Raw genomic sequence first — 24,563 nt, 5'->3', positions numbered from 1 at the left:
AGTTTTACGCCTTTTAAATATCTTTATAAATGTGCTTAAAAAAATCTGCTGTGCCAGCTGTCAGCAGCGGGAACTTCCCAAGCATCATTAAATTCTTCAATGTTTGTAACAAGATTATTAAAAACAATTGTATTCGCCGTTACCGCTTTGTCTTTCACCATTTTTTTGAAATCAATTAATGGTTTGTGAGCAATATGTTCTCCTAATTTAAAAGTAACATTCATTTTGTCTAATAAATCAACATCGTACTTTTTCTCTAATCCCTGAATAAATTCTACAGAACTATCGATAGAACAGCCCGTCGCTGCCTGCACATCCTGATTTACAGCTAATATTATAAAACGATTGTATTTAAGCAAAAATGATGCTTCAAGACTTGTGCCGTGCGCAGCCCATTCTTCTACAAAAGCTTTTAAATCGGTTTCAATTTCAGAAAATTCTTCCTCAGAAAATTTTCTGTTCGATTGGTAAATCCATACTCTTGATTCACCTGGTAAATTTTCAAAAGGTATATACATTTTTTAATTTTAGATTGTTGATTTTAGATTTTAGATTAAAAGTTTGAAGCTAAAAAAACTTAGAATCTCAGATTATAAATCCTGTGCGTTTGCAATTAACTCAGCAATGTCCATTACTTTAACTTCTCCTTCTTTATGTGCATGTTTAATACCGTCTGTTAACATGGTATTACAAAAAGGACAGCCTGCAGCGATAATGTCTGGTTTTACTTCCAGAGCATCTTCTGTACGTAATACGTTTACTTCTTTGTTTCCAGGTTCAGCATCTTTAAACATCTGCGCTCCTCCTGCACCACAGCATAATCCATTTGCTTTAGAACGTTTCATTTCTACTAATTCAACGTCTAATTTTTCGATTAAATCTCTTGGTGCTTCGTAAACTTTATTGGCTCTTCCTAAATAACAAGGATCGTGAAAAGTAATTTTTTTACCTTTAAACTGTCCGCCTTCAACCGTAAGTCTTCCGTCATTAATTAATGATTTAAGGAATTCTGTATGATGAATAACTTCATAGTTTCCACCTAATTCAGGATATTCATTTTTTAAGGTATTGAAACAATGCGGACAAGCGGTAACTATTTTTTTTGCTTCATAAGCATTTAAGACCTCAATATTCATCATGGCCTGCATTTGAAACAAAAACTCGTTTCCGGCTCTTTTTGCAGGATCTCCGGTACAACTCTCTTCTGTACCTAAAACTGCAAAAGAAACATTAGTACGATTTAAAATACGCACAAATGCTTTTGTAATTTTTTTTGCTCTATCATCAAAACTTCCTGCACAACCTACCCAAAACAAAACTTCTGGTTGTTTTCCTTCGGCCAGCATTTCTGCCATTGTTGGTACTACTAAACTTTCTGACATCTCTCTATTTTTTATTAAATCGGTTTGCTCACAGTAAACCTCAATATATTTTAAAAATTGATTAAACGATTAAACCTATTAATCAATAAATCTTAATTTTCATTTTTCCAGTTCAAACGGTCTTGCTGGCTGTACTGCCAAGGCGCACCGTTATTCTCAATATTAGTCATCATGGCATTTAACGACATTGGTGCAGCACTCTGCTCCATTACTAAGTAGCGGCGCATATCCATAATAATAGATAACGGACTAATATTTACCGGGCATTCTTCTACACATGCATTACAAGATGTACAAGCCCATAATTCTTCCGGTGTAATGTAATCGTTTAATAATGTTTTATTATCTGGAACAAAAACGCCTTTGTTGGCATCTATATTTTTTCCTACTTCCTGAAGACGGTCTCTCGTATCCATCATAATTTTACGCGGAGACAATTTTTTTCCTGTTTGGTTTGCCGGACATGCCGATGTACAACGTCCGCATTCTGTACAGGTATAAGCGTTTAAAAGCTGAACCCAGTTTAAATCCTGAACATCACTTGCACCAAATTTTGCCGGAGCTGCATTTTCGTCGGCCGGAGCTGCTGCAAACGGATCTGCATTTGGATCCATCATTAACTTAACTTCTTTAGTAACTGAAGCTAAATTATCGAACTGCCCTTCCGGATTTAAATTGGCAAAATAAGTATTTGGGAAAGCCAAAAGAATGTGTAAATGTTTTGAAAAGTATAAATAGTTCATAAAAACTAAGATACCTGCAATATGTAACCACCAAAAAGCTTCAAATAAAATGGCAACTAATTCGTTTGACATTCCGTTGAAAATTGGCGCAATAAATTGGCTTATTGGGTAGCTTCCTGCTTTATGAAAATGAGAAAATCCTCCCGGAACATTCTGCAAATGAAAATCAGATGCATTCATCAGTAAGAACAAAATCATCAAAACGGTTTCGAAATACAAAATATAATTGGCATCGCTTTTTGGGAAACCAGTTAAATCAGAATGTACAAAACGTTTTAATCTGATAAAGTTTCTTCTCAGCCAAAATACTGTAACGGCAAAAATTACAAGGATTGCCAATATTTCAAAAGAAGCGATTAACACATCATAAACAACGCCTAAGTAAGGCGCAAATATTCTATGGGTTCCAAATAACCCATCAATAATGATTTCCAGTAATTCGATATTAATAATTACGAAACCTACATATACAAAAATATGAAGTATTCCAGCTACAGGGCGTCTCACCATTTTTGACTGCCCAAGAGCAATCAATGCCATGTTTTTCCAGCGCGCTTTAGAATTATCTTTTCGATTTACATCTACTCCTAAGTTAATATTTCGGTATATTTTTTTTACGCTCACTGCAAAAAAACCGAAACCTACTATAAGAAGTATGGCGAACAAAATATTATCTAAATAACTCATTACAATTATTTTTTATCAGTTGAATTAGCATCTTGTGCAGGTGCTACATAAGGTTTGTTTTTCTTTCCGAAAAGCGAAACGTTTACATAACGTGTTGGATACAAACGAACGTCTTGTAATAACAATTCTAGTTCTTTTGATGTTTTGGCAAGATTATTATATAAAGCATCGTCGTTTAATAATTTTCCGGCCGTACCTTTTCCTGAATTTAAATTAGCCATAAGTCCATCAACTTTTGCCAAAGTCTGATTAAGATTACGTACTGTTTTTCCTAAATCAGCTTTGTTTAAAGAATCTGATATCTTATTAAAGTTGCTTGACATTTTATTAAAGTTTGTCACAACTCCGTTAATTTGTCCTTTATTGCTGTCTAAAATAGTATTAAGAGTACCCGAAGCTCTGTGAAACTGCTCCATTGTCTGGCTTAATTCTGCTAAAGATTTCTTAATATCTTCTTGTCCTTTTTTATCTAAAACATTATTTAATCCTACTACTAAAGTATTAATATTAGCAAGCATTAAATTTAATTTTTCCTCAATAGGCTGAATTTTACCGCCTAAAGATTCAGTTAATCCTAATTCTACAGCACTTTCTATTTTTTGACCATCCTCAGAAGGATCTTTATCAGCAAGATTAGGGAGGATTTTAATTTGTTTACCTGCAATTAAACTTGGAGCATACAAAACTGCTTTACTGGTTTTAGAAATTGGGAAATCGGTTTTAAGCTGAAGTTCTACTAATAATTTCCCTGTATTTTCGTTGATTGTAATTTTACTTACTTTCCCTATTGCAAGTCCGTTTAAAGTAACGGGAGCTGATGGCGACAGATCTTCAACGTTGTCATATTCAACATACAATGTATGGTAATTTGTAAAAAGGTCTTTACCTTTTAAAAAACTGTAGCCCCAAATAAATAATAATATTGATGCGATGACTAAAATAGCCGTTTTAATTTCTCTTGTTACTTTCAAAATCTTAGTGTTTGTTACAAAATTAATATAAATATTCGAACTTGTGACGATTATTTGATCGCGTCCTGAATACTGATCTTTTCTCCGTCTTTGGTTGCTACTAAAAAGGAAGCGCCATATCCTTTACTTTTAGCCTCTTCCAGATATTTTTTTGCAGTTTCGTAATCTGGAGTTTCCTGATAGAAATATTTATAAATATTATTTTCGTATATCATAGATACATTTTTCAAGCCTTTGAAGTTTTTAGGCTCTAATGGTGTTTTTTTAATGCTGGCGATAAGCTGTACTTTGAAGAAAGTTCCTTTTGGGCCGCTTTTAGCTGGTTCTACAACTGTCGTTTTCTTTGGTGTTGAAGTATCTTTTACAGGTCTGGCTTCAGTTGCTTCTGTATTTCCAGAACCAAAATATTCTCTTTTATAACTCAAAATAGCCTCAGCAATAGCTTTTGCAATATCATCTTGTCCTTCTTCAGAATTTAGAATATTTCCTTCTGTAGGATTAGATACAAATCCAGTTTCAACCAGAACTCTAGGCATGTATGCTTTGTGAAGTACCATAAAAGGTGCTTGCTTTACACCGCCTTGTCTAAGTTTTTTTCCTAGTTTTTCAAAGTTATCTTCAATTTTAGTGGCTAATGAAATACTGTTGTCTAAATATTCTTCCTGCATTAAAGTCATTCCAATCATTGATTCCGGCGAATTTGGATCGAAACCTTCATACTTACGTTTATAATCTTTTTCAAGGGTAATTACCGAGTTCTCTTTTTTTGCAGCTTCTAAGTTCGATGCTACTTTACTCAAACCCATTACATAAGTCTCTGTTCCGTCTGCAGCTGTATTTTTATTAGCATTACAGTGTATAGAAACAAAAATATTAGAATTGGCTCTGTTGGCAATATTTGCTCTTTCAACCAAATCTATAAAAACATCGGTTTTACGAGTATAAATTACATTTACATTAGGATTAAGCTCTAAAATTTTCCCCACTTTTAAAACAATCGCTAAGGCAATATTTTTTTCGATCCGGCCGCTGTAAACTGCTCCAAAGTCATGATCTCCGTGTCCGGCATCAAGTGTTACTTTAAAAACATTTGACTGACTATAAGAGCAAAATGACAATATCGTTAGAAAAAAAGTAATGATTACCTTAATTTTGTTTAAACCATTCATAAATCTAAAAGTTAATTTTAATAAAATGCAGCTGTTATAATTTTTACAATTGATTATTTTTGCCAAAAAATTATATGTAAGTTTGACATGTCAAAAAACAAGCCATAATTTTACAAAAATAGTATTTAAACCTTTGCATACAAACTTATTTAATATCGTTTTAATATCATTTTTCCTAACAATAGGATGTGGTAATTCATATTCGCAAGAGATAAAACCCAAAAAAAAATCTTTACCTGCTGGAAAACAAACTAATAAGCCCGGAACCACTCCTGCAGCATCTGCTTCTGCGACCACAGCGGTTGTCGACACTATTAAACTAGATACGGTAAAACCTAAAAAACAGTTTCTTGACGCACCTACAAAATATAAAGCTAAGGATTACGCAAAATATGACAAGAAGAACAAATTGCTTACTTTGTATAATGAGGCTGAGTTATACTATAAAGATGTAGAGCTAAAATCTGGTATTATTATTTTAAATCTTGAAAAAGATGAAGTGTATGCGGGAAGAATAAAAGATTCTGCCGGCGTTTTAGTACAATATCCAAATTTTAAACAAGGTTCTAATGAAGTTCAGCCGGATTCTATTCGCTTTAATTTTAAAACAAAAAAGGCTTTAATCTATAATTCAAGAACCAAACAAGGCGAATTAAACATTAAGGCTTCTGTTACTAAAAAAGAAAATGATTCTGTTTACTTTTTAAAAGGAGCACGTATTACAACTGCAGAAGATATCGATAATCCTGAATACTATTTTCAAACAAGCCGAATTAAATTTGTACCGGGCAAAAAAATCGTTGCAGGTTTAACGCAAATGGTTATTGCCGATGTTCCTACTCCGCTTGCTCTTCCGTATGGTTTTTTCCCTTTAAGTAAAGAAAAAAGTGTTTCGGGTATCATTATTCCAAGTTATAATGATTCTAACACAAGAGGATTCTCATTACAAAATGGAGGATATTATTTTGCATTAAGCGATAATTACGATTTAACTGTTTTAGGAGATTATTATACCAACGGAAGTTATGCCATGCGTTTTGAGTCTGCCTATGCGCAGAGGTATAAGTATCGAGGAAATGTCAACATTCGTTTTGAAAATCTGATAAATAGTGAAAGAGGTTATCCTGATTATTCAAAACAAAATATTTATAATATTCAGTGGTCGCACTCTAAAGACACTAAATCGAATCCAAATTCAACTTTTTCTGCTTCTGTTAACATGGGTAGTAGTAAATATTTTAAGCGATCGATTAATCAGGCCAATATTGGGTCTAACTTAAATAACACTTTAAGTTCTTCTATTTCATACAATAAAACGTTTAATACCATTCCGGGATCTCGTATATCGCTTTCAGCTACGCATCAGCAAAATACACAAACGGAAGAGATTTTAATGACGCTTCCTAACTTTCAGGGAAGTATCGATCGTGTATATCCTTTTGTTGGAAAAAATGGAGTAAAAAAAGGTTTCTTTAAAAATATTAACTTACAATATAACGTAACCGGTAAAAACAATTTTAAAACTACTGATTCATTATTCTTTAAACCGCAAATGTTTAAAGATGCTCAAATTGGTATGCAGCACAGTATTCCAATCAGCACCAATTTTAAGTTATTTAAATATTTTAGTGCGGGGGCATCAACTAATTATCAGGAAACCTGGGTAACTAAAACTATCGATAAAAATTACAATGCCAGTACAGGTGCAGTTGCTAATACTACTGTAAATGGTTTTGATGCTTTTAGAACTTATAATTTCAGCACCAACTTAGGAACTACAATTTACGGTACGTTTAACTTTGGAACTGATAAAAAAATTCAATCGATTCGTCACGTCATGAGACCGAGTATTACGTATGCATATACTCCAAGTTTTGAAAGATATTACGATCATTATACTGTAGATGCTGCCGGAAGAATTTCGACAGATGAATATACAAGGTTCGAAAACGGTATTTACGGCGCTCCTGGCAAAGAAAATTCCAACATTGTAGGTTTTTCATTAAGCAACACTTTTGAAGCCAAAGTAAGAGACAGTGACAGCACCAAAACAGAACCAAAGAAAATCATGCTGTTAAACAACTTAAATTTCAGCACGAGTTATAATTTCAATGCAAACGGTAAAGAAACTTTAGCATGGCAGCCAATTATTGTAAGCGGTGGAACGCAGTTCTTTGACAATAAAATGAATGTCAATTTTGGAGCCGTTTTAAACCCATACGCCATTGACAATGCCGGTAATGTAATGAACATTTACAACATTGATAACGGAGGAAGTTTATTTAGAATGACAAGTGCCAATGTCACTATGAATTATTCATTTTCTAATAAAGGAAACGGTAAAGAAAAAAACGCACAGAGTCAGCGAAATGGTGGACGTAATGATGATTTATTTGGAACCAATACTGATTTGAATGACAGCCGAAATAGTCAGTTTAATGAAGATCCTGATCGTAAAGAAGATGTTATAACCGAATTTTTCAGTTCAAAAATACCGTGGGATATGACCATGGCATATTCACTTACTTATTCTAATGCTAACCGTGAAAATAAGATAACCGGAAACTCTATTATGATTTCTGCCAATATGGATATCACACCAAAATGGAAAGGCGGGGTTTCTACAGGTTTTGACTTTGTTCAAAAGGGGGTTACTTTTACCCAGTTCCGTTTTGAAAGAGATTTATTAAGCTGGAGAATGGCGTTTAACTGGCAGCCAATGGGAACAAATTCAAACTGGAATTTCTTTATTGGTATTAAATCCGGCATGTTGAGCGATATTAAGTGGAATAAAAGAAGTACTTTAAATCGATAATTCGTCGACAGACTTAAAATAAATTTATTATGAAAAAAATAATCTTTACAGAAAAGGCTCCAGCTCCTATTGGTCCTTATAATCAAGCTGTTTTATCTGGAAACACTCTTTATGCTTCTGGTCAGATTGCGATTAATCCTGCTTCTGGAGAACTTATTACTGATACTATCAATAATGAAACGACTCAGGTAATGGAAAATATTGCTGCTATTTTAGAAGCTGCGAACATGACTTTTGAGAATGTGGTAAAAGCGACTATCTTCATTATGGACATGAATAATTTTGGCGCAATAAACACAGTTTACGGCTCATATTTTAACGAAAAAACCGCTCCAGCACGTGAAACGGTTCAAGTGGCATGTCTGCCAAAAAATGTGAATGTTGAGATTTCTATAATTGCTGTGCAATAGCATCTAATAATAATTGTGCCGTTGCTTCATTGGTTGCCAGCGGCACATTATGCACATCGCAAACACGAATTAACATATTAATATCAGCCTCATGCGGATGACTTGATAATGGATCTTTAAAAAAGAAAACCATTTGTGTAATCCCTTCCGCTACTCTTCCTGCAATCTGAGCATCACCCCCTAAAGGTCCTGAAAGCATTCTTTGGGTTTTAAATCCCGCTGCTTCGGCTTTTCCTCCAGTTGTTCCGGTACCAATTAATTTGATTTTTTCATTATGAAGAATTGCTTCATTTTTAATCAAAAAATCAATTAAATCGGCTTTTTTACCGTCGTGCGCAATAATTGCAATTTCCATAAATCCAGAACTATTGATTAGCGACATGGTAAGCAATTAAACCATCGATAGGTCTTCTTAATACATTTCCTAATTTAAGCTCGTATTTATCAAAAGTTTCTTGTAATTCGTCTTTTAAATAAAAGGCAATAGAACCTACAAAATGCACAGGAACTTCCTGACAGTTGTCAAACTGCTTGATATAGTTTTTAACGAAAGATTTCATCCCTTTGAAAATGATTTTTCTGCAGAATTCTGTGTCTTTGTGTTTAATTAAAAACTTAGCAAAAGTTGCTAAATAAGCATTTGGATTTGGTTCTTTGTATAATTTATTTTTAATAAAATCAGGATCAACGTCGTATTCTTTTTCGAATTCAGCCGCTATCTCTTTTGGCATTTTATTAAAATAGTATTTTCTAATTAATTCTTTTCCAAAAACGTTTCCACTGCAATCATCCATTACGATATATCCTAATGACTGAACTTTTTGATGCAATACTTTTCCATCAAAATAACTGCAGTTAGAACCAGTTCCTAAAATCGATACAATTGCTTCTTCTCCTTTTGGAGTTGTAGCATAAACAGCTGCATAAGTATCTTCCTGAACGTCTACAATAGCGTTAGAAAAATATTCTTGAAAAACTTGTTTTAAGTACTCTTTCATTCTGTCTGTACCACATCCGGCACCGTAAAAGAATAAATGAGTTGCTTCTTTTTTATTTTGTAAAATATCAAAACGGTCGTTTAGTCTTGAAACAATTTCAGGTCCGTCAAGAATTTCAGGATTTAATCCTAAGGTTTGTGTGGTAAACAATACTTTTCCATTATCATCAATTGCAATCCAATCGGCTTTAGTAGACCCACTATCAACTATTAATTTCATTTTATTTTTTGTTTTTGGTTTAGTTATTCTTTAATAAGTGTGTTTTATACATTAATTAAAGAAGTAACAAAATAAGAAAATCCCGTTACTTTGGTGATAACGGGATTTTGCAAAAATATATAATATTATTTTAAACCTGCGATATGCACAGACAAATCAATTAATTTGCTTGAGTATCCGTACTCATTATCGTACCAAGAAACTAATTTGAAGAAAGTAGAGTTTAATCCAATTCCTGCAGTAGCATCAACGATAGAAGTTCTTTTGTCTGAGATGAAATCCTGAGAAACAACTGCATCTTCAGTATAACCTAAGATACCTTTTAATTCGTTTTCAGAAGATTTTTTCAATACAGCCATGATTTCTTCGTATGAAGTTTCTTTAGCTAATTTTACAGTTAAATCAACTGTAGAAACGTCAGCTGTTGGTACACGGAAAGCCATACCAGTTAATTTTCCATTCAAATCTGGAATAACTTTTCCAACTGCTTTTGCAGCACCTGTAGATGAAGGAATGATATTGATTGCAGCTGCACGTCCACCTCTCCAGTCTTTTCTAGAAGGTCCGTCAGCAGTCATTTGAGTTGAAGTAGTTGCGTGAACTGTTGTCATTAAACCTTCAACAATTCCGAAATTATCATTGATAACTTTCGCTAGTGGAGCTAAACAGTTTGTAGTACAAGAAGCGTTAGAAACAACTAAATCAGAAGCTTTTGCAGTTTCGTGGTTTACTCCCATTACAAACATTGGAGCATCAGCAGATGGAGCAGAAATAATAACTTTTTTAGCTCCTCCTTTTAAGTGCTCACTTGCAGTTTCGATAGTTGTGAAAATACCAGTACATTCAGCTACTACATCAACATCAACTTCGTTCCATTTTAAGTCAGCAGGATTTCTTTCTGCAGTAATACGGATATTTCTTCCGTTTACATACAATTTTCCTTCTTTAACCTCTACAGTTCCGTCGAAACGACCGTGAACTGAATCATATTTTAATAAGTAAGCTAAGTGATCTACGTCTAATAAATCGTTGATTGCTACAACTTCTACATTATCTCTATTGAAAGATTCTCTAAAAACGATTCTTCCGATACGTCCAAATCCGTTTATTCCTAATTTTACTTTTGACATTTTACTAAATTTTTGCTTTTGTTTTTATTATATTAATTCAAAGTCTAATTTCCTCACAATAAACTTCTTCTCTTTTAAACTTTTATACTATATAATTATGTAGACATAATATCTGACACTCTCAATAATTCTCTATCAATTTCTGATTTTCCTTTAATTGCCTGCTCAAGAGGAGTCAAAATCACTTTGTCTTCTTTAAGACCAACCATGTAATTTGATTTTCCTTCAATTAAAGATTCTACTGCTTTTACACCAAGACGGCTTGCCAGAACACGGTCAAAACAAGATGGCGAACCACCGCGCTGCATGTGTCCTAAAACAGATACTCTTACGTCGTATTCAGGTAAATTAGCTTCTACGTAATCTTTTAATTCGAATACGTTTTTACCAATTTTATCTCCTTCGGCAATAACAACTATACTTGATGATTTTCCTGAAGCTTTACTTTTTTGAAGAGAGTCTAACAATCTGTCAAGACCTAAATCTTCTTCAGGAATAAGGATTTCTTCTGCACCGGCACCAATTCCGGCATTAAGTGCAATGTGACCTGCATCTCTACCCATAACCTCTACGAAGAATAAACGGTTATGTGAACTTGCAGTATCTCTAATTTTATCTATACAGTCAACAACAGTGTTTAAAGCAGTATCATACCCTAGTGTAAAACTTGTACCGTAAATATCATTATCGATTGTACCAGGAATTCCCATTACAGGAAAGTTATATTCTGAGTTAAAAATTAATCCTCCGGTAAAACTTCCGTCTCCTCCAATAACCACTAAAGCATCAATTCCAGCTTTTAAAAGGTTTTCGTGAGCTTTTTTTCTACCTTCCGGTGTTCTAAAGTCTACAGAACGAGCCGATTTTAAGATCGTTCCTCCTTTGTTTACAATATTATTAACGCTTCGAGGGCCCATTTCTTTAAAATCTCCTTCGATCATTCCTTGATACCCTCTATAAATTCCTATGCATTCTATATTATGATAAGCACATGTTCGAACAACTGATCGTATTGCAGCATTCATTCCTGGTGAGTCTCCTCCTGAGGTAAGAACACCTACTTTTTTTATTGTTTTTGACATTATTTAAGTATTAAAGTTGTAAATTTAGCAAACATTCACCACTTCTTTGGTTATATTTATTATAATTTAATAAAATCTGTTAAATTCAAACGTTTTCGTTAATAAGTTTTTTGATACCAAAAATTTCATTTAAAATAATAAATAGGTCGTTTTTTAATTAATTCTTTAAAATTAACAATACCCAAACGAACTGTTATAAAAATCTTATTTTGAGTTTATTAGAAAAAACCGACCAAAATCTTAAAATTAAGCATAAAAAAACCATTCGTTGCTGCGAATGGTTTTTTTATGCTCTTTTTAACAATTTTAAAAGTCATCATTATCAGGAATAACCCCTTGATTATTGTTTTCAGGTTTTGGCTTTTTCTCCTCTTCTTTTTCTTTTTCCTTTTCCTGTTTCTTTTTGTCTTTATCAGTCTTTTTAGTGCTGTTAAAGTTCAAATAATCGGGATTTAGGTTTGAATCCTGAAAGTCATCTGATTTTTTAATTGCTCTTTCGAGTTTATGGCTTTTGAATAGTTTATTTACAAGTTCACTGAAAGTATCAAAATCAACTTCATAAGAAATACCAACTCCCTGCGTATAACCTATTCCCTGTCCTATATAATTAATGTCATTTTCTTTATTAAACAAACGAAGGTTCATAGATCCGTCTTCGTTTACACGATATAAAATTTCGATGTCACCCACAATAGCAGATTCGTTTACACCTCCTACCGGGACACCAACTTTACCATTTATCGAAATTCTTTCATTAATCTGCGATGAAATATTAGCCACAAACTGTCCGTCGGCTTCCTGACCTAATCTTCTGTCAGCAGAAATAAAATTCAAGTCAATATTAATAAGGTCATTATCTGATTTAATAATCCCTCCTAACAAACTCGCAGCCGTTTCTGCAAATGTTCCCGACAAGTCGCTTTGGTTAAATCCGTCCTGACTCATAAATGAACCTGTAGATAACAAATATAAAGCTTGTGTCTGCCTGATATCTTTATCGTCTAACTTATACTGTATCTCTGATTTTAACACACTGCTCACCGATGGAAACTGAATATCAAAATTAGGTTCCGGACTAGTTAAATCTCCTCTTAAACCAATCACAACTTCTACAGGTACTTTTTTATTGAAAGATGAATTATCGAGCAATACGGCAGGGTTTGCCGAAGTTCTGTAAACGGCTTCCAGATTCAGCTGGGCTTTCATCGGGTTTCCTTCCCAAATAATAGAACCGCCTTTTTTAACCGCGAATTTTTTATCAATTAAACCACCGTATTTAAAGTTATAAGTACCTTCGTATGCCTGGAAATCTCCCCACATATTAAATTTACCCAGCGTGTTAATTTTAAATAATAACGATCCGTATCCTTTTCCTTTCATACCATGACCGGAATTCCTGTCAAGAATTACCTCTACTTCGGCATCTGGCGTAATATCAAAATCAAATTCTAATTCCAGACCATTATAATTTCTGGTTCTTTCTACAATACCTTTAGACAGATTGTATTTCTCTTTTGGTGTTACAAAATGAATCCAGTTACTTTCTCCGGAATTCTGAACATTACTAATAGGAATTTTAACTTCTGTTCCTTTTTCAGATTTTGCATCAACCTTTATAAATAAGCTTTCTGTTGGTCCTTTTATGCTTGCTGTTCCGTTTATAAATGCTGTACCAAAATACGCTGCATCTTCACTGTCTTTTGTATCAAGAGCAAGTAATCGTTTTGACGTTATATTTAAATCCAGTTTCCAGTCGCCAAAATTATGATGCTCAATTGTTCCATTCAACAATCCTTTGGTCTTAAACTTAGTATCGGTTAACTGATTATTTCTAAACAAGAACTTTTCATCAGTCAAATCTATAACCGTTCTATCGCTCAACTCATAATCAGTATTTAGGTACGGAATTGTCATACCGGCTTTTTCAACATACAAACGTCCGTTGATTTCAGGCTTTTTCAAATTACCCACAACAGCCGCGTTTCCGGAAACAGATCCTCTTATGTTCGACAAAACATCGCCTCCTACGGTTCCTAAAGTCGCGAGATTAAATCCTTCGAGTTTTAAACTCAAATCCATAAAAGTCTCTTTGTTTTCGATTGCAAAAGTTCCGTTTGCTCTAAATGATTCTGCAAAACCATTTATGATAGAAGAATTTACAGTAAACTTTCTAAAACTCTGATCGCCCGAAATATCAAAATTCAATGTTCCTAATTCGACTTTATTTAAATTAAGATGATCGACTTTAATATTGGCCGTGGGCTGATAAACATTCTTATTTTGCTTATAATTGATATTTCCGTTTAAATTACCATTAAAAACAAACTTGGAATTATAAGGCGTAATTTTATTAATGTCTACATCTTCAAAATTGAGGACAATATCTTTATAATCACTTCCTTTTATCACTCCGTTTAAATCAATTTTCTGATTTTCGTGCGATAAAACGATATTATCAATTGTAAAGTTTTTAAAATACTGATCAAAAACGATTTGATTATCCTTTGCTGCATCTTCATTTAAATACCATAAATAGTCTTTAAACTTCATTTCAGATTTCTTGATACCTACAATATTGTTTTTCTTTTTATCGATGGTATGAAATAAATCGAGATTGAAATAATCCTGACCTTTATCGCCGCCTTTAAACTCAGAACGAACAAATAAGGTATCTTTTGAAGTTACATTGATTAAATTAAAATCACGTATTTTATAGTAAGGCGTTTTAATACTGTCAAGTTCAACGTAAGCATTGTAAAGCGGGTTTTTATTATCAATGCTAATTCTGATATTATCAAACGTATTTTTTGCTGCCGTAATTTGTTTAGATCTAAAACCAAATTTAAACTCTTGCAAATCGGCATCAATTTTACCACGAACAACAGTGCTTGAGTCAATTTTCATATCAGGATACAGCATTTCTACTACCTTATTATATACATGAAAATTGAAACGAAGAAATTGTCCTTTTTTAACTTTAAAAGGCTTATAATTAGTATACAAACTACCTACCGAATTCATAACCAGTTTATCCAGCTGTGCAAACTGAAATTTCCCTACAATTCTTCCTTCAACAATATCAGAAGAATTAATGGTTATGGTTCTAAGTTTGTCGGCATCAAAATTGGAACTTATTGTAACATCATCAAAAACATACGTTTCTTTTGGATTTTGATATTCGGCATCTTTAATGAAAATATTTCCCTGAAGATTTTCAATAGAATTTCCGGTTACCTGAACAACGGCATCTCCTTTAAAATGAGAAATAGAATCATTTATAAAGCGTAGTTTTTGTAAATTAGAATTTTCAACGTTTATATGAAAATCATAACGGCTTTCTTTTTTACTTAAATCAACTAATCCATCAAAAGTTAAACTTAAATTAGGATCGTTTATAGAAACCTCACCTTTATAATAAGGCAGTTTAAAATTACCGTTTACAACAATATTACTATATCTATATTTATTGTAGTCTAATTTGTTAATATCACCTTTTATAATGGTGTTGAGATATTTCTCTGTAAAACCAACGCCGTCAACGTCTAAATTTAAAGTCGTTCTTCCCAGATCTTTCCGGCCTAACAATGCGCCAATATTAAAATTATCCAAAATAATATTTCCTGAGTACGAAGCTTTATCGATAAATTCCATATTATTCATATGAAGATTAACTTTACCGTCTCCTAAATCAGTAGCCATTCTAAAATCGGTTTCTAATGCCGTTGTCGAAACTTTTGCTTTACCAACGATATTAAATTTACCAATTCGCTTAAGTTCCTTTGGAAGTTTTTTTCCTAAAATCCCCGGAAGTATAAAAACCAGATTGTCATAACTTGCAATCAGCTTATCGAACTTACCTTCCATCGAAAACTTCTGCTCTTTTGTACCTAAAAGATTTTTAAAGTTGATGTTTCCAAAGATTTTCGTACCATTTGCATCACTTAATCTAAGATGATTTAGATTTAAATTATTTAAAGGGCCTTTAATCTTGGTTTTAACTTTAAAATGTTGGTTTTTACCCAATCCGTCATAAAAAAAGCGAATATCATTTGAAGCAATTGAAGATGAATCAAGTGCTACATCAAACTGAACTTTATCTGTAAATTCAAGGAAATACTGAACTTTATAATTCAAAATTGCTTTTCCATAAATCCAGGATCTTTTTGTTTTTATGGCTAAGTTTTCAACTTTAATCTGTTTTTTGGTATAACTAAATTTTCCAGTAAAATTAGAAATATACAAGCCTCGATGATCTAAAAATGAAAACCTGTGAATGTTTGTATTTACATTTGGGCCGTATAATTTAAAATCGCTGATATAAGCATTCAGCTTTTTAAAATCCAAAAATCTTGGAGTATTCTTATTCTCATCAACAACAGAAAAATTTCCGTTGGTAATGTATGCGTTTCTTGCTGTAAGCAAAAAATGTTTATCTGATTTGGGAGTTTGTTTTCCGGTTTCAAACAATTTAATAAACTTATTAATATTGTTTTCTTCTTCGTTTTTGTAGGTTTTTAAATTAAAAATCAAACCTGTTAATCGAACATCACCAAAAATCAAATCGCCGTCAACCAATCTTTTAACACTCAAAATATCAGTATTTATGATATCAGAGTAGATTAAAGTTTTTTTATGATGATCTAAAATGAGTACTTTTTTGAGCTTAACACCGCCAAAAATATTAATGGCTACTTTATCAATACTAATATTGGTTTTAAAATCAGTATTAAGCGTTTCTGTAATATATCTTGCAATTTTCGTCTGTACAATAGGCAGAGACAGAGTGATAGCAAGTACCAGCAAAAGTAAAATTAAGCCAATCAGGGTTCTGGATACTATTTTCTTAACTCTTTTGATAACTCCTATTATTATTGTTTTTGTATAAATTTAATTTGAACAGACAAAGGACGACTGTTTTGATAAAAATTCTTTAATTTTGGCATCTGCTTCAATCAAATAAAAATCAAAATTTGATTTGTCAAATATAATCCAAAATTCGTGCCTTTATATGCAAAATTCAGAGGTTTTTATTCTTGCCATCGAAAGTTCATGCGATGATACTGCCGCCGCGGTTTTACATAACGACAAAGTACTCTCAAATGTTGTAGCCAATCAGTTAATTCACAATCAATATGGCGGTGTAGTTCCTGAATTAGCTTCGAGAGCACACCAACAAAACATTGTTCCGGTAATCGATGCGGCGCTTCGCAAAGCAAATGTACAAAAAGAACAGCTAAGCGCAATCGCCTTTACACAAGGTCCCGGCTTAATGGGATCGCTTTTAGTAGGAAGTTCTTTTGGCAAATCATTATCATTGGCATTAAACGTTCCGTTAATTGCTGTAAATCACATGCATGCTCATATTCTTGCGCATTTTATTGACGAAGAAGGATATGATAAACCTGAATTTCCTTTTTTAGCTTTAACAATTAGCGGCGGACACACTCAGATTGTAAAAGTTAACAGCTTTTTTAATATGGAAATCATTGGCGAAACTACTGATGATGCTGTTGGAGAAGCTTTTGATAAAAGTGCCAAAATACTTGGACTTCCTTATCCGGGCGGCCCTTTGATCGATAAATATGCCAAAGAAGGAAATCCAAAAGCTTTTGCGTTTACTAAACCAAAAGTTCCGGGATTAGATTTCAGTTTTTCAGGATTAAAAACAGCAATCTTGTATTTCATTCAGAAAAACAAGCAGGAAAATCCAAATTTTGTAGACGAAAATTTAAATGATATCTGCGCTTCGATTCAGCATACCATTATTGAAATTTTAATGGATAAGTTAAAACTGGCTGTAAAAGAAACCGGAATTAAACAAATTGCTATTGGTGGCGGCGTTTCGGCAAATTCAGGTATCAGAACAACTTTAAAAGAAACTGAAACCAAATACGGCTGGAAAACTTTTATTCCAAAATTTGAATATACTACTGATAACGCAGCCATGATTGGAATTGTGGGCTATCAAAAATATTTATCTAAACGTTTTGAAGACTCTTCTGTAGTTTCTAAAGCCAGAATTCAATTTTAATTATGCAGTTATTTTATAATCCTGATATAGACGAAACAACCGAAAGTTTTTCTTTTGATAAAGAAGAAAGCAGACACATTATTAAAGTTCTTCGCAAAAAAGATTCAGACATTTTATATGTTACAAACGGTTTAGGTTTTTTGTTTGAAACCGAAATTACACTGGCTTCAGACAATAAATGTATTGTAAATGTGCGTTCTGTAACAAAATCACCTGAACCAAAATTCAAACTGCATTTAGCCGTTGCGCCTACTAAAATGAATGATCGTTTTGAGTGGTTTTTAGAAAAAGCAACAGAAATTGGCATTCAGGAAATTACACCAGTAATCTGTGATCGTTCTGAAAGAAAAGTGATTAATTTAGAACGTTTTGAAAAAATCATATTATCGGCCATGAAACAATCAAATGAAATGTTTCTGCCAAAATTAAATGATGCTGTTTCGTTTAAAGAATTCATTAAACAAAAAAATCAAGGACTGCAGTTTATTGCGCACTGCGAAGAAACCGATAAAAAATCTTTGAAAGAAGCCTTAAAACCAAATGAAAATGTAACTTTATTAATTGGTCCCGAAGGTGATTTTTCTGAAAAAGAAATTGCATTGGCGATTGAAAACAACTATCAGCCGGTAACTTTAGGAAACACACGCCTGCGTACAGAAACCGCTGCCGTTGTAGCCTGCCATAGTGTAGTGTTTTTTAATGAATAAATAACGTTTTGTTACATAATTAAGGTAGTTTTGTCATTTCGACGAAGGAGAAATCTCCGTTAGAAACTCCATCCAGAAAAATCACCAATCTTTGTCGAGCTGTTTGCGGAGATTTCTCCTTCGTCGAAATGACAAGAATGTGTATAAAACTAAAAAATTATAAGACATCATAATTACATGAAAAAAATATTCTTTTTGTTTTTACTAATTTCATTTTCTTCCTTTTCTCAGGAAATTGCATTGCTAAAATACAGCGGCGGCGGCGATTGGTATGCTAATCCTACTTCTCTGCCTAATTTAATTCGTTTTTGTAATTCGAATATTAATACACGCATAAAAACAAAACCTTCGACTGTTGAGCCGGGAAATCCTGATTTGCTTTCGTATCCGTTTGTACATATGACAGGACACGGAAATGTAGTTTTTAGTGACTCAGACATTGCAAATCTTAGAAATTATTTAAACGGAGGCGGTTTTCTTCATATTGATGATAATTACGGAATGGATCAATACATTCGAAAAGAAATCAAAAAGATATTTCCAAACAATAATCTGGTAGAAATTCCGGCAAGTCATCCTATTTTTCAAAAACCTTTTCCTTTTCCTAACGGACTGCCTAAAATTCATGAACACGACGGAACACGTCCGCAGGCATTTGGCATTTTTGTAGAAAATAAACTCGTTTTACTGTACACCTACGAATGCGATCTTGGCGACGGCTGGGAAGATGCCGAAGTGCATAACGATCCGGCAAATGTTCGCGATAAAGCCTTAAAAATGGGTGCGAATATTATAAACTATATCTTTACCAACTAAAATTTTAAAAAGTGCAGCTTACTCACGAAGAAAATCAATTTGAGCGAAAAACATTTCCAATTACTTTAGTTTGTGATCATATTTATTTTCAGCAGAATATTGGTTCGCTATTTAGAATTTCCGAGGCTTTTGGTGTAGAAAATATTATATTTTTAGGAAAAGATATTCCGCTTACCCCCAGAAAAATTAATAAAACTTCGCGAAGCACACACCTACACGTACCTCATCAAATAGTTGAAGACACTTCAGAATTAATTGGATATCTGCAGCAAAATAACTTCGAAATCATTGCTTTAGAGATTACAAGCAACAGTAAACCTCTAAAAGAAGTTGTAATTCCTGAAAACAAAAAAACAGCTCTTGTAATAGGAAGCGAGATTAATGGAATATCTGATGAACTTTTACAAATCTGCAATCAAGTTGTACACATCAATATGTTTGGCCAAAACTCAAGCATGAATGTTGTACAAGCTGCGAGTATCGCTTTATACGAGATTACTTCTTAAGTCTCGAAAATTCCTTGCAAAAACATAAAGGCAAACTACATTTCTTACTAAAAACTAAAACTTAAGTTTTAAGAAATTATTATCTTATTTTTATAAAATCCGATAAAAAGCAAATAATAACGTTAAAATACACCTAAAAAAACATTAAGTAAGAAAAAACATCATAATATTTAAAATATTAATTTTGTAGGAATCAGCATTTACAAGGGTTTGTAAAATTCTGACAAATAAATCTATATAAAAATTTGGCTACAAAATGAATTTGTTATAAAATTGCGATCTGGTTAACCAAAACTATTAATTTATAACAAAAACCCCCTAGATTTATGAAAAAAGTTATTATTACCGCAATTACAGCATTAGTGCTGTTTTCATGTCAAAATGATCAAGCTGAAGGAACAAATTCTGAAGCAGCTGCAAAAGCAACTCTTCGTACCTGCGCAAGTCAGGATGTTTTAGAAGCTCAATTAAAAGCTGATCCTACATTAGCAATTAGAATGAACGAAATTGAAGCTTATACAAACAAAGCTTTACTTTCTGGTAAACTTGTAAATGGAAAAATTGAAATTCCAGTTGTAGTAAATGTTCTATACAGAACAACTGCAGAAAATATTTCAGCAGCACAAATTCAATCTCAAATTGATGTTTTAAACAAAGATTTTAACGCTTTAAACTCAGACTATAATAGTGTTCCTGCATTATTCGCTGGTGTAAAAGCAAACGTTGGAATTACATTTGTATTAGATCAGATTATCAGAAAATCAACAACAAAAACCTCTTGGGGAACTAACGACGCTATGAAAAAAACAGCTCAGGGCGGTCTTGCACCAACTTCTCCAACAACAAAACTTAATATGTGGTCTTGCACAATTGGAGGCGGAATTTTAGGTTATGCACAATTTCCTGGTGGAGCATCTTCTACAGACGGAGTTGTAATTGATCCAAAATATTTCGGATTATCTGGTGCAGCAAATGCTCCTTATAATTTAGGAAGAACTGCTACTCACGAAGTAGGACACTGGATGAATTTACGTCACATTTGGGGAGATGCAACTTGCGGAAGTGATTTAGTGTCTGATACTCCAACTCACAACACAGCAAACTATGGTGTTCCTTCTTACCCACACTACAGCACTTGCTCTGGTACTCCTGTAGAAATGACAATGAACTACATGGATTATGTTGATGATGCAGCGATGTATATGTTCTCAACAGGTCAGAAAAACAGAATTGCAGCGATCTTTACAAGCGGAGGCGCAAGAAATTCTTTTGCACAACCATAAATAAAAAAAATCCAATTAAAGGCGAGATGAAATCATCTCGCCTTTTTTTTGACTATCATTTTAGAACGCCCAAAACTTTAGAATTATAAAAGCTTTTTCCTATATTTATAATCTTAAATTTTAAATATGATAACGTCAAAAACTATCTCTAACGGGATCTTAAGAGCTTTAGCAACTATCTTGATAATTGGTATTGTTTTATACTTTCTATATGAAATACAAACTGTAATTGTTTACTTATGCATATCGTTGATTTTGTGCTTAATAGCAAATCCGCTTGTATTGTTTTTAAAAAACAGGCTCAAATTCAGCAACTCAATGGCAGCCACAACAACAATTATTCTTTTTATATTTCTAATTGTGGGCTTTATATTATTATTTGTACCATTAATTATTTCGCAGGCCAATAATTTAGCTTTACTGGATACGGCACATCTTCAGGAAAAATTTATGGAAACAGAAAAACATCTGGAAGAATACTTTAATATTCAGCATATTGACTTAAATAAAGTCATAAAAGATTCTAAATTGACATCAGTATTAGATTTCAGCTACTTTACCCGTTTTATCAATTCGATAATTAATTTTCTGGCAGATATGGGAATGGGACTTGTATCTGTATTTTTTATTACTTTCTTCTTTATAAAAGATCAGGCTATTTTTAAAGATCAGGCCAGAAGAATACTTCCAGACTCAAATGAAGACAAAATATTAAATTCTATAACTAAAATAAACCATCTTTTAACCCGCTATTTTGTTGGTTTATTACTGCAGTTAATTGTTGTATTTATTTTATACCTCATCGTATTAATTATTTTTGGTAATAAAAATGCATTTGTAATTGCCTTTTTATGTGCCATTTTAAATGTTATACCTTATTTAGGACCTATTATTGGAACTACTTTAGCCGGTATTTTAACCATGATTAGTATGATAGGACAGGATTTTCAGTCAGAAATTCTTCCTAAGACAATTTATGTAATTATAGGTTTCTTAGTAGTTCAGGCCATTGACAATAACATCAGCCAGCCAATAATCTCGTCAAAAAGTGTAAATTCGCATCCTTTAGAAATATTCCTGATTATTTTAATCAGCGGTATTACATTTGGAATTGTAGGCATGATAATCGCTGTTCCTGTGTTTACAATGATTAAAGTAATTTTAAAAGAATTTTTTCCAGACAATAAAATTGTCTCCGTATTAACCGAAAGAATTTAGCATTGAACAACAACATTTTAAGAAAAGATATTCAGGAGTTTATTATTAAAAATACCGGTGCTGATATCACAAAATTAGCGCTTCAAAAAAATCCGTTCCCAGATGTGGAATGGATTTTAATTTTAAACCAGATTGAAGCCCGAACAAAAGCCAGAGAAAAACTCCCAACTTGGTTTGCAGCAGAAAATATTATGTATCCAAGTAAAATTTCTATAGAACAAACCTCATCAGAAAAAACGGCTGTCTACAAAGCTTCTTTAATAAATGGTGAAAGTTTAATTGATCTTACAGGAGGTTTTGGCGTAGATGATTATTATTTCTCTAAAAAGTTTAAAACAATTGCACACTGCGAAATAAACGAAGATTTATCTGCCGTTGTAAAACATAATTATGAGCAGTTAAATGTGCAAAACTGTAGTTTTTATGCGGATGATTCTACTAATGTTTTACACGATTTAAAACAAAAATGGAATTGGATTTATATAGATCCTTCGAGACGAAATGATGCCAAAGGCAAAGTTTTTATGCTTAAAGACTGTCTGCCGAATGTACCGGAATCTCTGGATTTTTATTTTGAAAAAAGTGATTCTATTTTAATAAAAACAGCACCTTTACTGGATATTTCGGCTGCTCTATCTGAACTTAAATTTGTAAAAAACATTCATATTATTGCCCTTGAAAATGAAGTTAAAGAATTGCTTTTTGAAATTCATAACCATTATTCCGGCGAAATAACTTTAAAAACAGCAAACATTTTAAAAGACAAAACTGAAACTTTTGATTTTGTTCTTGGTTCAGAAAATGATTTTACATCCTATCATCTTCCGCAGAAATATCTTTATGAGCCCAATTCGGCAATAATGAAATCAGGCGGATTTGATCAGGTAAGTTCTTTCTTCAAAATAAACAAACTGCATAAACATTCGCATTTGTACACTTCAGATCATTTAATCGATTTTCCGGGCAGAAGTTTTGAAATCGAAAAAGCCGTTTTGTACAATAAAAATGAAATGAAAAACACGCTTTTAAATCAGCAGGCAAATGTTACGACACGTAATTTTCCTGAAACAGTAGAAAATATTCGAAAAAAATGGAAAATAAAAAATGGAGGAAATCTGTATAGTTTTTTTACAACTGATAAAAATGATAACAAAATAGTTTTAATTTGCAGAAAAATAAACTAGAAATGAAACAACTAATTACACTAACTCTTTTTTTATTAGCCTTTACAGCATTTGCTCAAAAACCATGTGAATACAGCGCCAATGTAACTGACTCTATTGGTACGTACAAAATAACTAACGAATACTTAATGAGCGAAAAGTATTTTGGAGGTTCGTTTAACTACATTTTTTTCTCACTGGCGCAAACTGACGGTCTGCCGACTTTAAATTTACAAAATATTCAAAAAAGTAAAGATTTTATAAAAGCGAATTGTTTTGATAAAAACTCTAAAATCTTTTTACAGTTAGAAAACGGAAAAATTGTAACATTAATGCATATTAATCAGGAAAACTGCGGAACGCTTGTTCGCGATGATAAAGGTTTTGACAACCGAATCAATACTGGTATTTTTATGTTTATGAAAGATAATTTTGAAGAATTGAAAAAATCGCCTGTATCTATTATGCGAATTAAATATCTTACCAATACAGAAGACTATATCGTAAAAGCTGATCTTACTTCTGAATTAACGGGTAAAGTAACGCATCCCAATACTTACTTTATGGAAAATATCAGATGTGTAGAATAAATTAGTTACAATTCCACTTTTGATTCGAAACGGCATCTTTTAAACCTGCTTTTAAATTATAATGCCACCATTCTGAATCAAATGAATTGAAACCATTTTCTATCATTATCTTTTTTAAGAATTTTCGGTTTGATAAAACTTTTTTAGAGAAATTGGTATAATTATGACCTGCTTCGGGTCCAAAAAAATCAAAAGCAGTTCCCATATCCAATTCTTTTCCGTTATTGTCAACCAGCGAAATATCAACGGCTCCTCCTCTATTATGGATGGAGCCTTTTTTTGGATCGGCAACATACTTAGGGTTCGATACAATTTCCCACATTTTCTTCTGGATCGACAAAGGTCTGTAACAATCGTAAAGCTTTATTTTATATCCTTTTTTAATAAATTCTTTATTCGCCGCAACCAATGCTTTAACCGTTTTTAAACGCAGTAAACATTCGGCACAATCATATACTTTCGCTTTTAAGAAATTATCTTCTGTGGCATATTTCATGTCATACACAAAATCTTTACTATAATCTTTTAAGTTTACAAAAGCAGTATCGGCAATTTTATGTTCTACAGGTTCTGCATACGCTTCGTGTTGTGCCTGTACAGAAGTCATCCAAAAAAATGCAGTTAAAAAAACGGAAGATTTAAT

Annotated in this window: 21 protein-coding genes; 10 read left to right on the top strand and 11 right to left on the bottom strand. The window is 32.7% G+C overall.

The genetic code is table 11. The features are described from left to right. Positions 1-35: 35 nt before the first annotated feature. The 5 genes from ABD859_RS18800 to ABD859_RS18780 all read right to left on the bottom strand — a co-directional run bounded on the left by ABD859_RS18800 (position 36) and on the right by ABD859_RS18780 (position 4,952). Positions 36-518 (bottom strand): ABC transporter ATPase, encoded by a 483-nt coding sequence (locus ABD859_RS18800; RefSeq protein ID WP_345146171.1) that lies wholly within the window; start codon positions 516-518, stop codon positions 36-38. Positions 519-590: 72 nt separating this feature from the next. Beyond that, positions 591-1,382: a (Fe-S)-binding protein gene (locus ABD859_RS18795; protein ID WP_345146170.1), complete on the bottom strand. Its 792-nt coding sequence runs from the start codon at positions 1,380-1,382 to the stop codon at positions 591-593. 92 nt (positions 1,383-1,474) lie between these two features. Then, positions 1,475-2,812 carry a 4Fe-4S dicluster domain-containing protein gene (locus ABD859_RS18790; protein ID WP_345146169.1) on the bottom strand — a complete coding sequence of 446 codons (1,338 nt, stop codon included), beginning with the start codon at positions 2,810-2,812 and terminating at the stop codon, positions 1,475-1,477. 5 nt (positions 2,813-2,817) lie between these two features. Then, positions 2,818-3,783 (bottom strand): MlaD family protein, encoded by a 966-nt coding sequence (locus tag ABD859_RS18785; RefSeq protein WP_345146168.1) that lies wholly within the window; start codon positions 3,781-3,783, stop codon positions 2,818-2,820. A gap of 50 nt (positions 3,784-3,833) precedes the next feature. Next, positions 3,834-4,952, bottom strand: coding sequence for an N-acetylmuramoyl-L-alanine amidase family protein (locus ABD859_RS18780; RefSeq protein WP_345146166.1), 1,119 nt, complete (start codon positions 4,950-4,952; stop codon positions 3,834-3,836). Between the two features lie 82 nt (positions 4,953-5,034). On the opposite strand from ABD859_RS18780, the gene ABD859_RS18775 reads away from it, so the two are divergent. Both ABD859_RS18775 and ABD859_RS18770 read left to right on the top strand, forming a co-directional pair. Further along, the gene (locus ABD859_RS18775; protein ID WP_425554260.1) at positions 5,035-7,767 is read left to right on the top strand and encodes a putative LPS assembly protein LptD; all 2,733 of its coding nucleotides are present in this window, start codon (positions 5,035-5,037) and stop codon (positions 7,765-7,767) included. A gap of 29 nt (positions 7,768-7,796) precedes the next feature. Then, positions 7,797-8,177, top strand: a complete 381-nt coding sequence (locus ABD859_RS18770; RefSeq protein ID WP_345146164.1) for a Rid family detoxifying hydrolase — start codon at positions 7,797-7,799, stop codon at positions 8,175-8,177. Here ABD859_RS18770 and ABD859_RS18765 read toward each other — a convergent pair. The 5 genes from ABD859_RS18765 to ABD859_RS18745 form a co-directional block, all read right to left on the bottom strand. Further along, positions 8,158-8,532 carry a methylglyoxal synthase gene (locus ABD859_RS18765; protein ID WP_345146273.1) on the bottom strand — a complete coding sequence of 125 codons (375 nt, stop codon included), beginning with the start codon at positions 8,530-8,532 and terminating at the stop codon, positions 8,158-8,160. The genes ABD859_RS18770 and ABD859_RS18765 overlap by 20 nt on opposite strands. 10 nt (positions 8,533-8,542) lie before the next feature. Then, on the bottom strand, positions 8,543-9,394 hold the full coding sequence (locus ABD859_RS18760; RefSeq protein ID WP_345146163.1) for an N-acetylglucosamine kinase: 852 nt from the start codon (positions 9,392-9,394) through the stop codon (positions 8,543-8,545). A gap of 125 nt (positions 9,395-9,519) precedes the next feature. After that, a complete protein-coding gene (gene gap, locus ABD859_RS18755; RefSeq protein WP_276172977.1) occupies positions 9,520-10,524 on the bottom strand; it encodes a type I glyceraldehyde-3-phosphate dehydrogenase in 1,005 nt (334 codons plus the stop codon). Positions 10,525-10,619: 95 nt separating this feature from the next. Next, complete coding sequence (gene pfkA, locus ABD859_RS18750; protein ID WP_053470187.1) at positions 10,620-11,606, bottom strand: 6-phosphofructokinase; 987 nt, start codon at positions 11,604-11,606, stop codon at positions 10,620-10,622. A gap of 306 nt (positions 11,607-11,912) precedes the next feature. Beyond that, positions 11,913-16,409 (bottom strand): translocation/assembly module TamB domain-containing protein, encoded by a 4,497-nt coding sequence (locus tag ABD859_RS18745; protein WP_345146158.1) that lies wholly within the window; start codon positions 16,407-16,409, stop codon positions 11,913-11,915. Between the two features lie 205 nt (positions 16,410-16,614). On the opposite strand from ABD859_RS18745, the gene tsaD reads away from it, so the two are divergent. The 8 genes from tsaD (at position 16,615) to ABD859_RS18705 (ending at position 23,920) form a co-directional block, all read left to right on the top strand. Beyond that, positions 16,615-17,637 (top strand): tRNA (adenosine(37)-N6)-threonylcarbamoyltransferase complex transferase subunit TsaD, encoded by a 1,023-nt coding sequence (gene tsaD, locus ABD859_RS18740; RefSeq protein WP_345146156.1) that lies wholly within the window; start codon positions 16,615-16,617, stop codon positions 17,635-17,637. Between the two features lie 2 nt (positions 17,638-17,639). After that, entirely contained in the window at positions 17,640-18,344 is a 705-nt protein-coding gene (locus ABD859_RS18735; protein ID WP_345146154.1) for a 16S rRNA (uracil(1498)-N(3))-methyltransferase, read from the top strand. A 177-nt stretch (positions 18,345-18,521) separates the two neighbouring features. Continuing rightward, a complete protein-coding gene (locus ABD859_RS18730; RefSeq protein WP_345146152.1) occupies positions 18,522-19,160 on the top strand; it encodes a DUF4159 domain-containing protein in 639 nt (212 codons plus the stop codon). An 11-nt stretch (positions 19,161-19,171) separates the two neighbouring features. After that, a complete protein-coding gene (locus ABD859_RS18725) occupies positions 19,172-19,666 on the top strand; it encodes a TrmH family RNA methyltransferase (protein WP_345146151.1) in 495 nt (164 codons plus the stop codon). Positions 19,667-19,992: 326 nt separating this feature from the next. Then, complete coding sequence (locus tag ABD859_RS18720) at positions 19,993-20,949, top strand: zinc metalloprotease (protein WP_345146150.1); 957 nt, start codon at positions 19,993-19,995, stop codon at positions 20,947-20,949. A 126-nt stretch (positions 20,950-21,075) separates the two neighbouring features. Further along, complete coding sequence (locus tag ABD859_RS18715) at positions 21,076-22,167, top strand: AI-2E family transporter (RefSeq protein ID WP_345146149.1); 1,092 nt, start codon at positions 21,076-21,078, stop codon at positions 22,165-22,167. Between the two features lie 2 nt (positions 22,168-22,169). Then, positions 22,170-23,351, top strand: a complete 1,182-nt coding sequence (locus ABD859_RS18710) for a THUMP-like domain-containing protein (RefSeq protein WP_345146148.1) — start codon at positions 22,170-22,172, stop codon at positions 23,349-23,351. 2 nt (positions 23,352-23,353) lie between these two features. After that, positions 23,354-23,920 carry a hypothetical protein gene (locus tag ABD859_RS18705; RefSeq protein ID WP_345146147.1) on the top strand — a complete coding sequence of 189 codons (567 nt, stop codon included), beginning with the start codon at positions 23,354-23,356 and terminating at the stop codon, positions 23,918-23,920. Position 23,921: 1 nt separating this feature from the next. Here the strand turns inward: ABD859_RS18705 and ABD859_RS18700 are convergent, their stop codons facing one another. Next, a complete protein-coding gene (locus ABD859_RS18700) occupies positions 23,922-24,527 on the bottom strand; it encodes a M15 family metallopeptidase (RefSeq protein ID WP_345146272.1) in 606 nt (201 codons plus the stop codon). Positions 24,528-24,563 lie beyond the last annotated feature (36 nt).

It is taken from the genome of Flavobacterium ginsengiterrae, from assembly GCF_039539785.1.
In the GTDB taxonomy this organism is placed as follows: domain Bacteria; phylum Bacteroidota; class Bacteroidia; order Flavobacteriales; family Flavobacteriaceae; genus Flavobacterium; species Flavobacterium ginsengiterrae.
This window is presented reverse-complemented; position numbering and strand designations above follow the sequence as displayed.

What these genes read in the sequence shown, in the direction of transcription:
- ABD859_RS18790 (WP_345146169.1), bottom strand. Translation starts at nt 2,812, where the DNA reads ATGAGTTATTTAGATAATATTTTGTTCGCCATACTTCTTATAGTAGGT.
- ABD859_RS18715 (WP_345146149.1), top strand. Translation starts at nt 21,076, where the DNA reads ATGATAACGTCAAAAACTATCTCTAACGGGATCTTAAGAGCTTTAGCA.
- ABD859_RS18770 (WP_345146164.1), top strand. Translation starts at nt 7,797, where the DNA reads ATGAAAAAAATAATCTTTACAGAAAAGGCTCCAGCTCCTATTGGTCCT.
- ABD859_RS18765 (WP_345146273.1), bottom strand. Translation starts at nt 8,532, where the DNA reads ATGGAAATTGCAATTATTGCGCACGACGGTAAAAAAGCCGATTTAATT.
- ABD859_RS18780 (WP_345146166.1), bottom strand. Translation starts at nt 4,952, where the DNA reads ATGAATGGTTTAAACAAAATTAAGGTAATCATTACTTTTTTTCTAACG.
- ABD859_RS18735 (WP_345146154.1), top strand. Translation starts at nt 17,640, where the DNA reads ATGCAGTTATTTTATAATCCTGATATAGACGAAACAACCGAAAGTTTT.
- ABD859_RS18700 (WP_345146272.1), bottom strand. Translation starts at nt 24,527, where the DNA reads ATGACTTCTGTACAGGCACAACACGAAGCGTATGCAGAACCTGTAGAA.
- ABD859_RS18730 (WP_345146152.1), top strand. Translation starts at nt 18,522, where the DNA reads ATGAAAAAAATATTCTTTTTGTTTTTACTAATTTCATTTTCTTCCTTT.
- ABD859_RS18800 (WP_345146171.1), bottom strand. Translation starts at nt 518, where the DNA reads ATGTATATACCTTTTGAAAATTTACCAGGTGAATCAAGAGTATGGATT.
- ABD859_RS18760 (WP_345146163.1), bottom strand. Translation starts at nt 9,394, where the DNA reads ATGAAATTAATAGTTGATAGTGGGTCTACTAAAGCCGATTGGATTGCA.
- ABD859_RS18795 (WP_345146170.1), bottom strand. Translation starts at nt 1,382, where the DNA reads ATGTCAGAAAGTTTAGTAGTACCAACAATGGCAGAAATGCTGGCCGAA.
- ABD859_RS18705 (WP_345146147.1), top strand. Translation starts at nt 23,354, where the DNA reads ATGAAACAACTAATTACACTAACTCTTTTTTTATTAGCCTTTACAGCA.
- tsaD (WP_345146156.1), top strand. Translation starts at nt 16,615, where the DNA reads ATGCAAAATTCAGAGGTTTTTATTCTTGCCATCGAAAGTTCATGCGAT.
- gap (WP_276172977.1), bottom strand. Translation starts at nt 10,524, where the DNA reads ATGTCAAAAGTAAAATTAGGAATAAACGGATTTGGACGTATCGGAAGA.
- pfkA (WP_053470187.1), bottom strand. Translation starts at nt 11,606, where the DNA reads ATGTCAAAAACAATAAAAAAAGTAGGTGTTCTTACCTCAGGAGGAGAC.
- ABD859_RS18720 (WP_345146150.1), top strand. Translation starts at nt 19,993, where the DNA reads ATGAAAAAAGTTATTATTACCGCAATTACAGCATTAGTGCTGTTTTCA.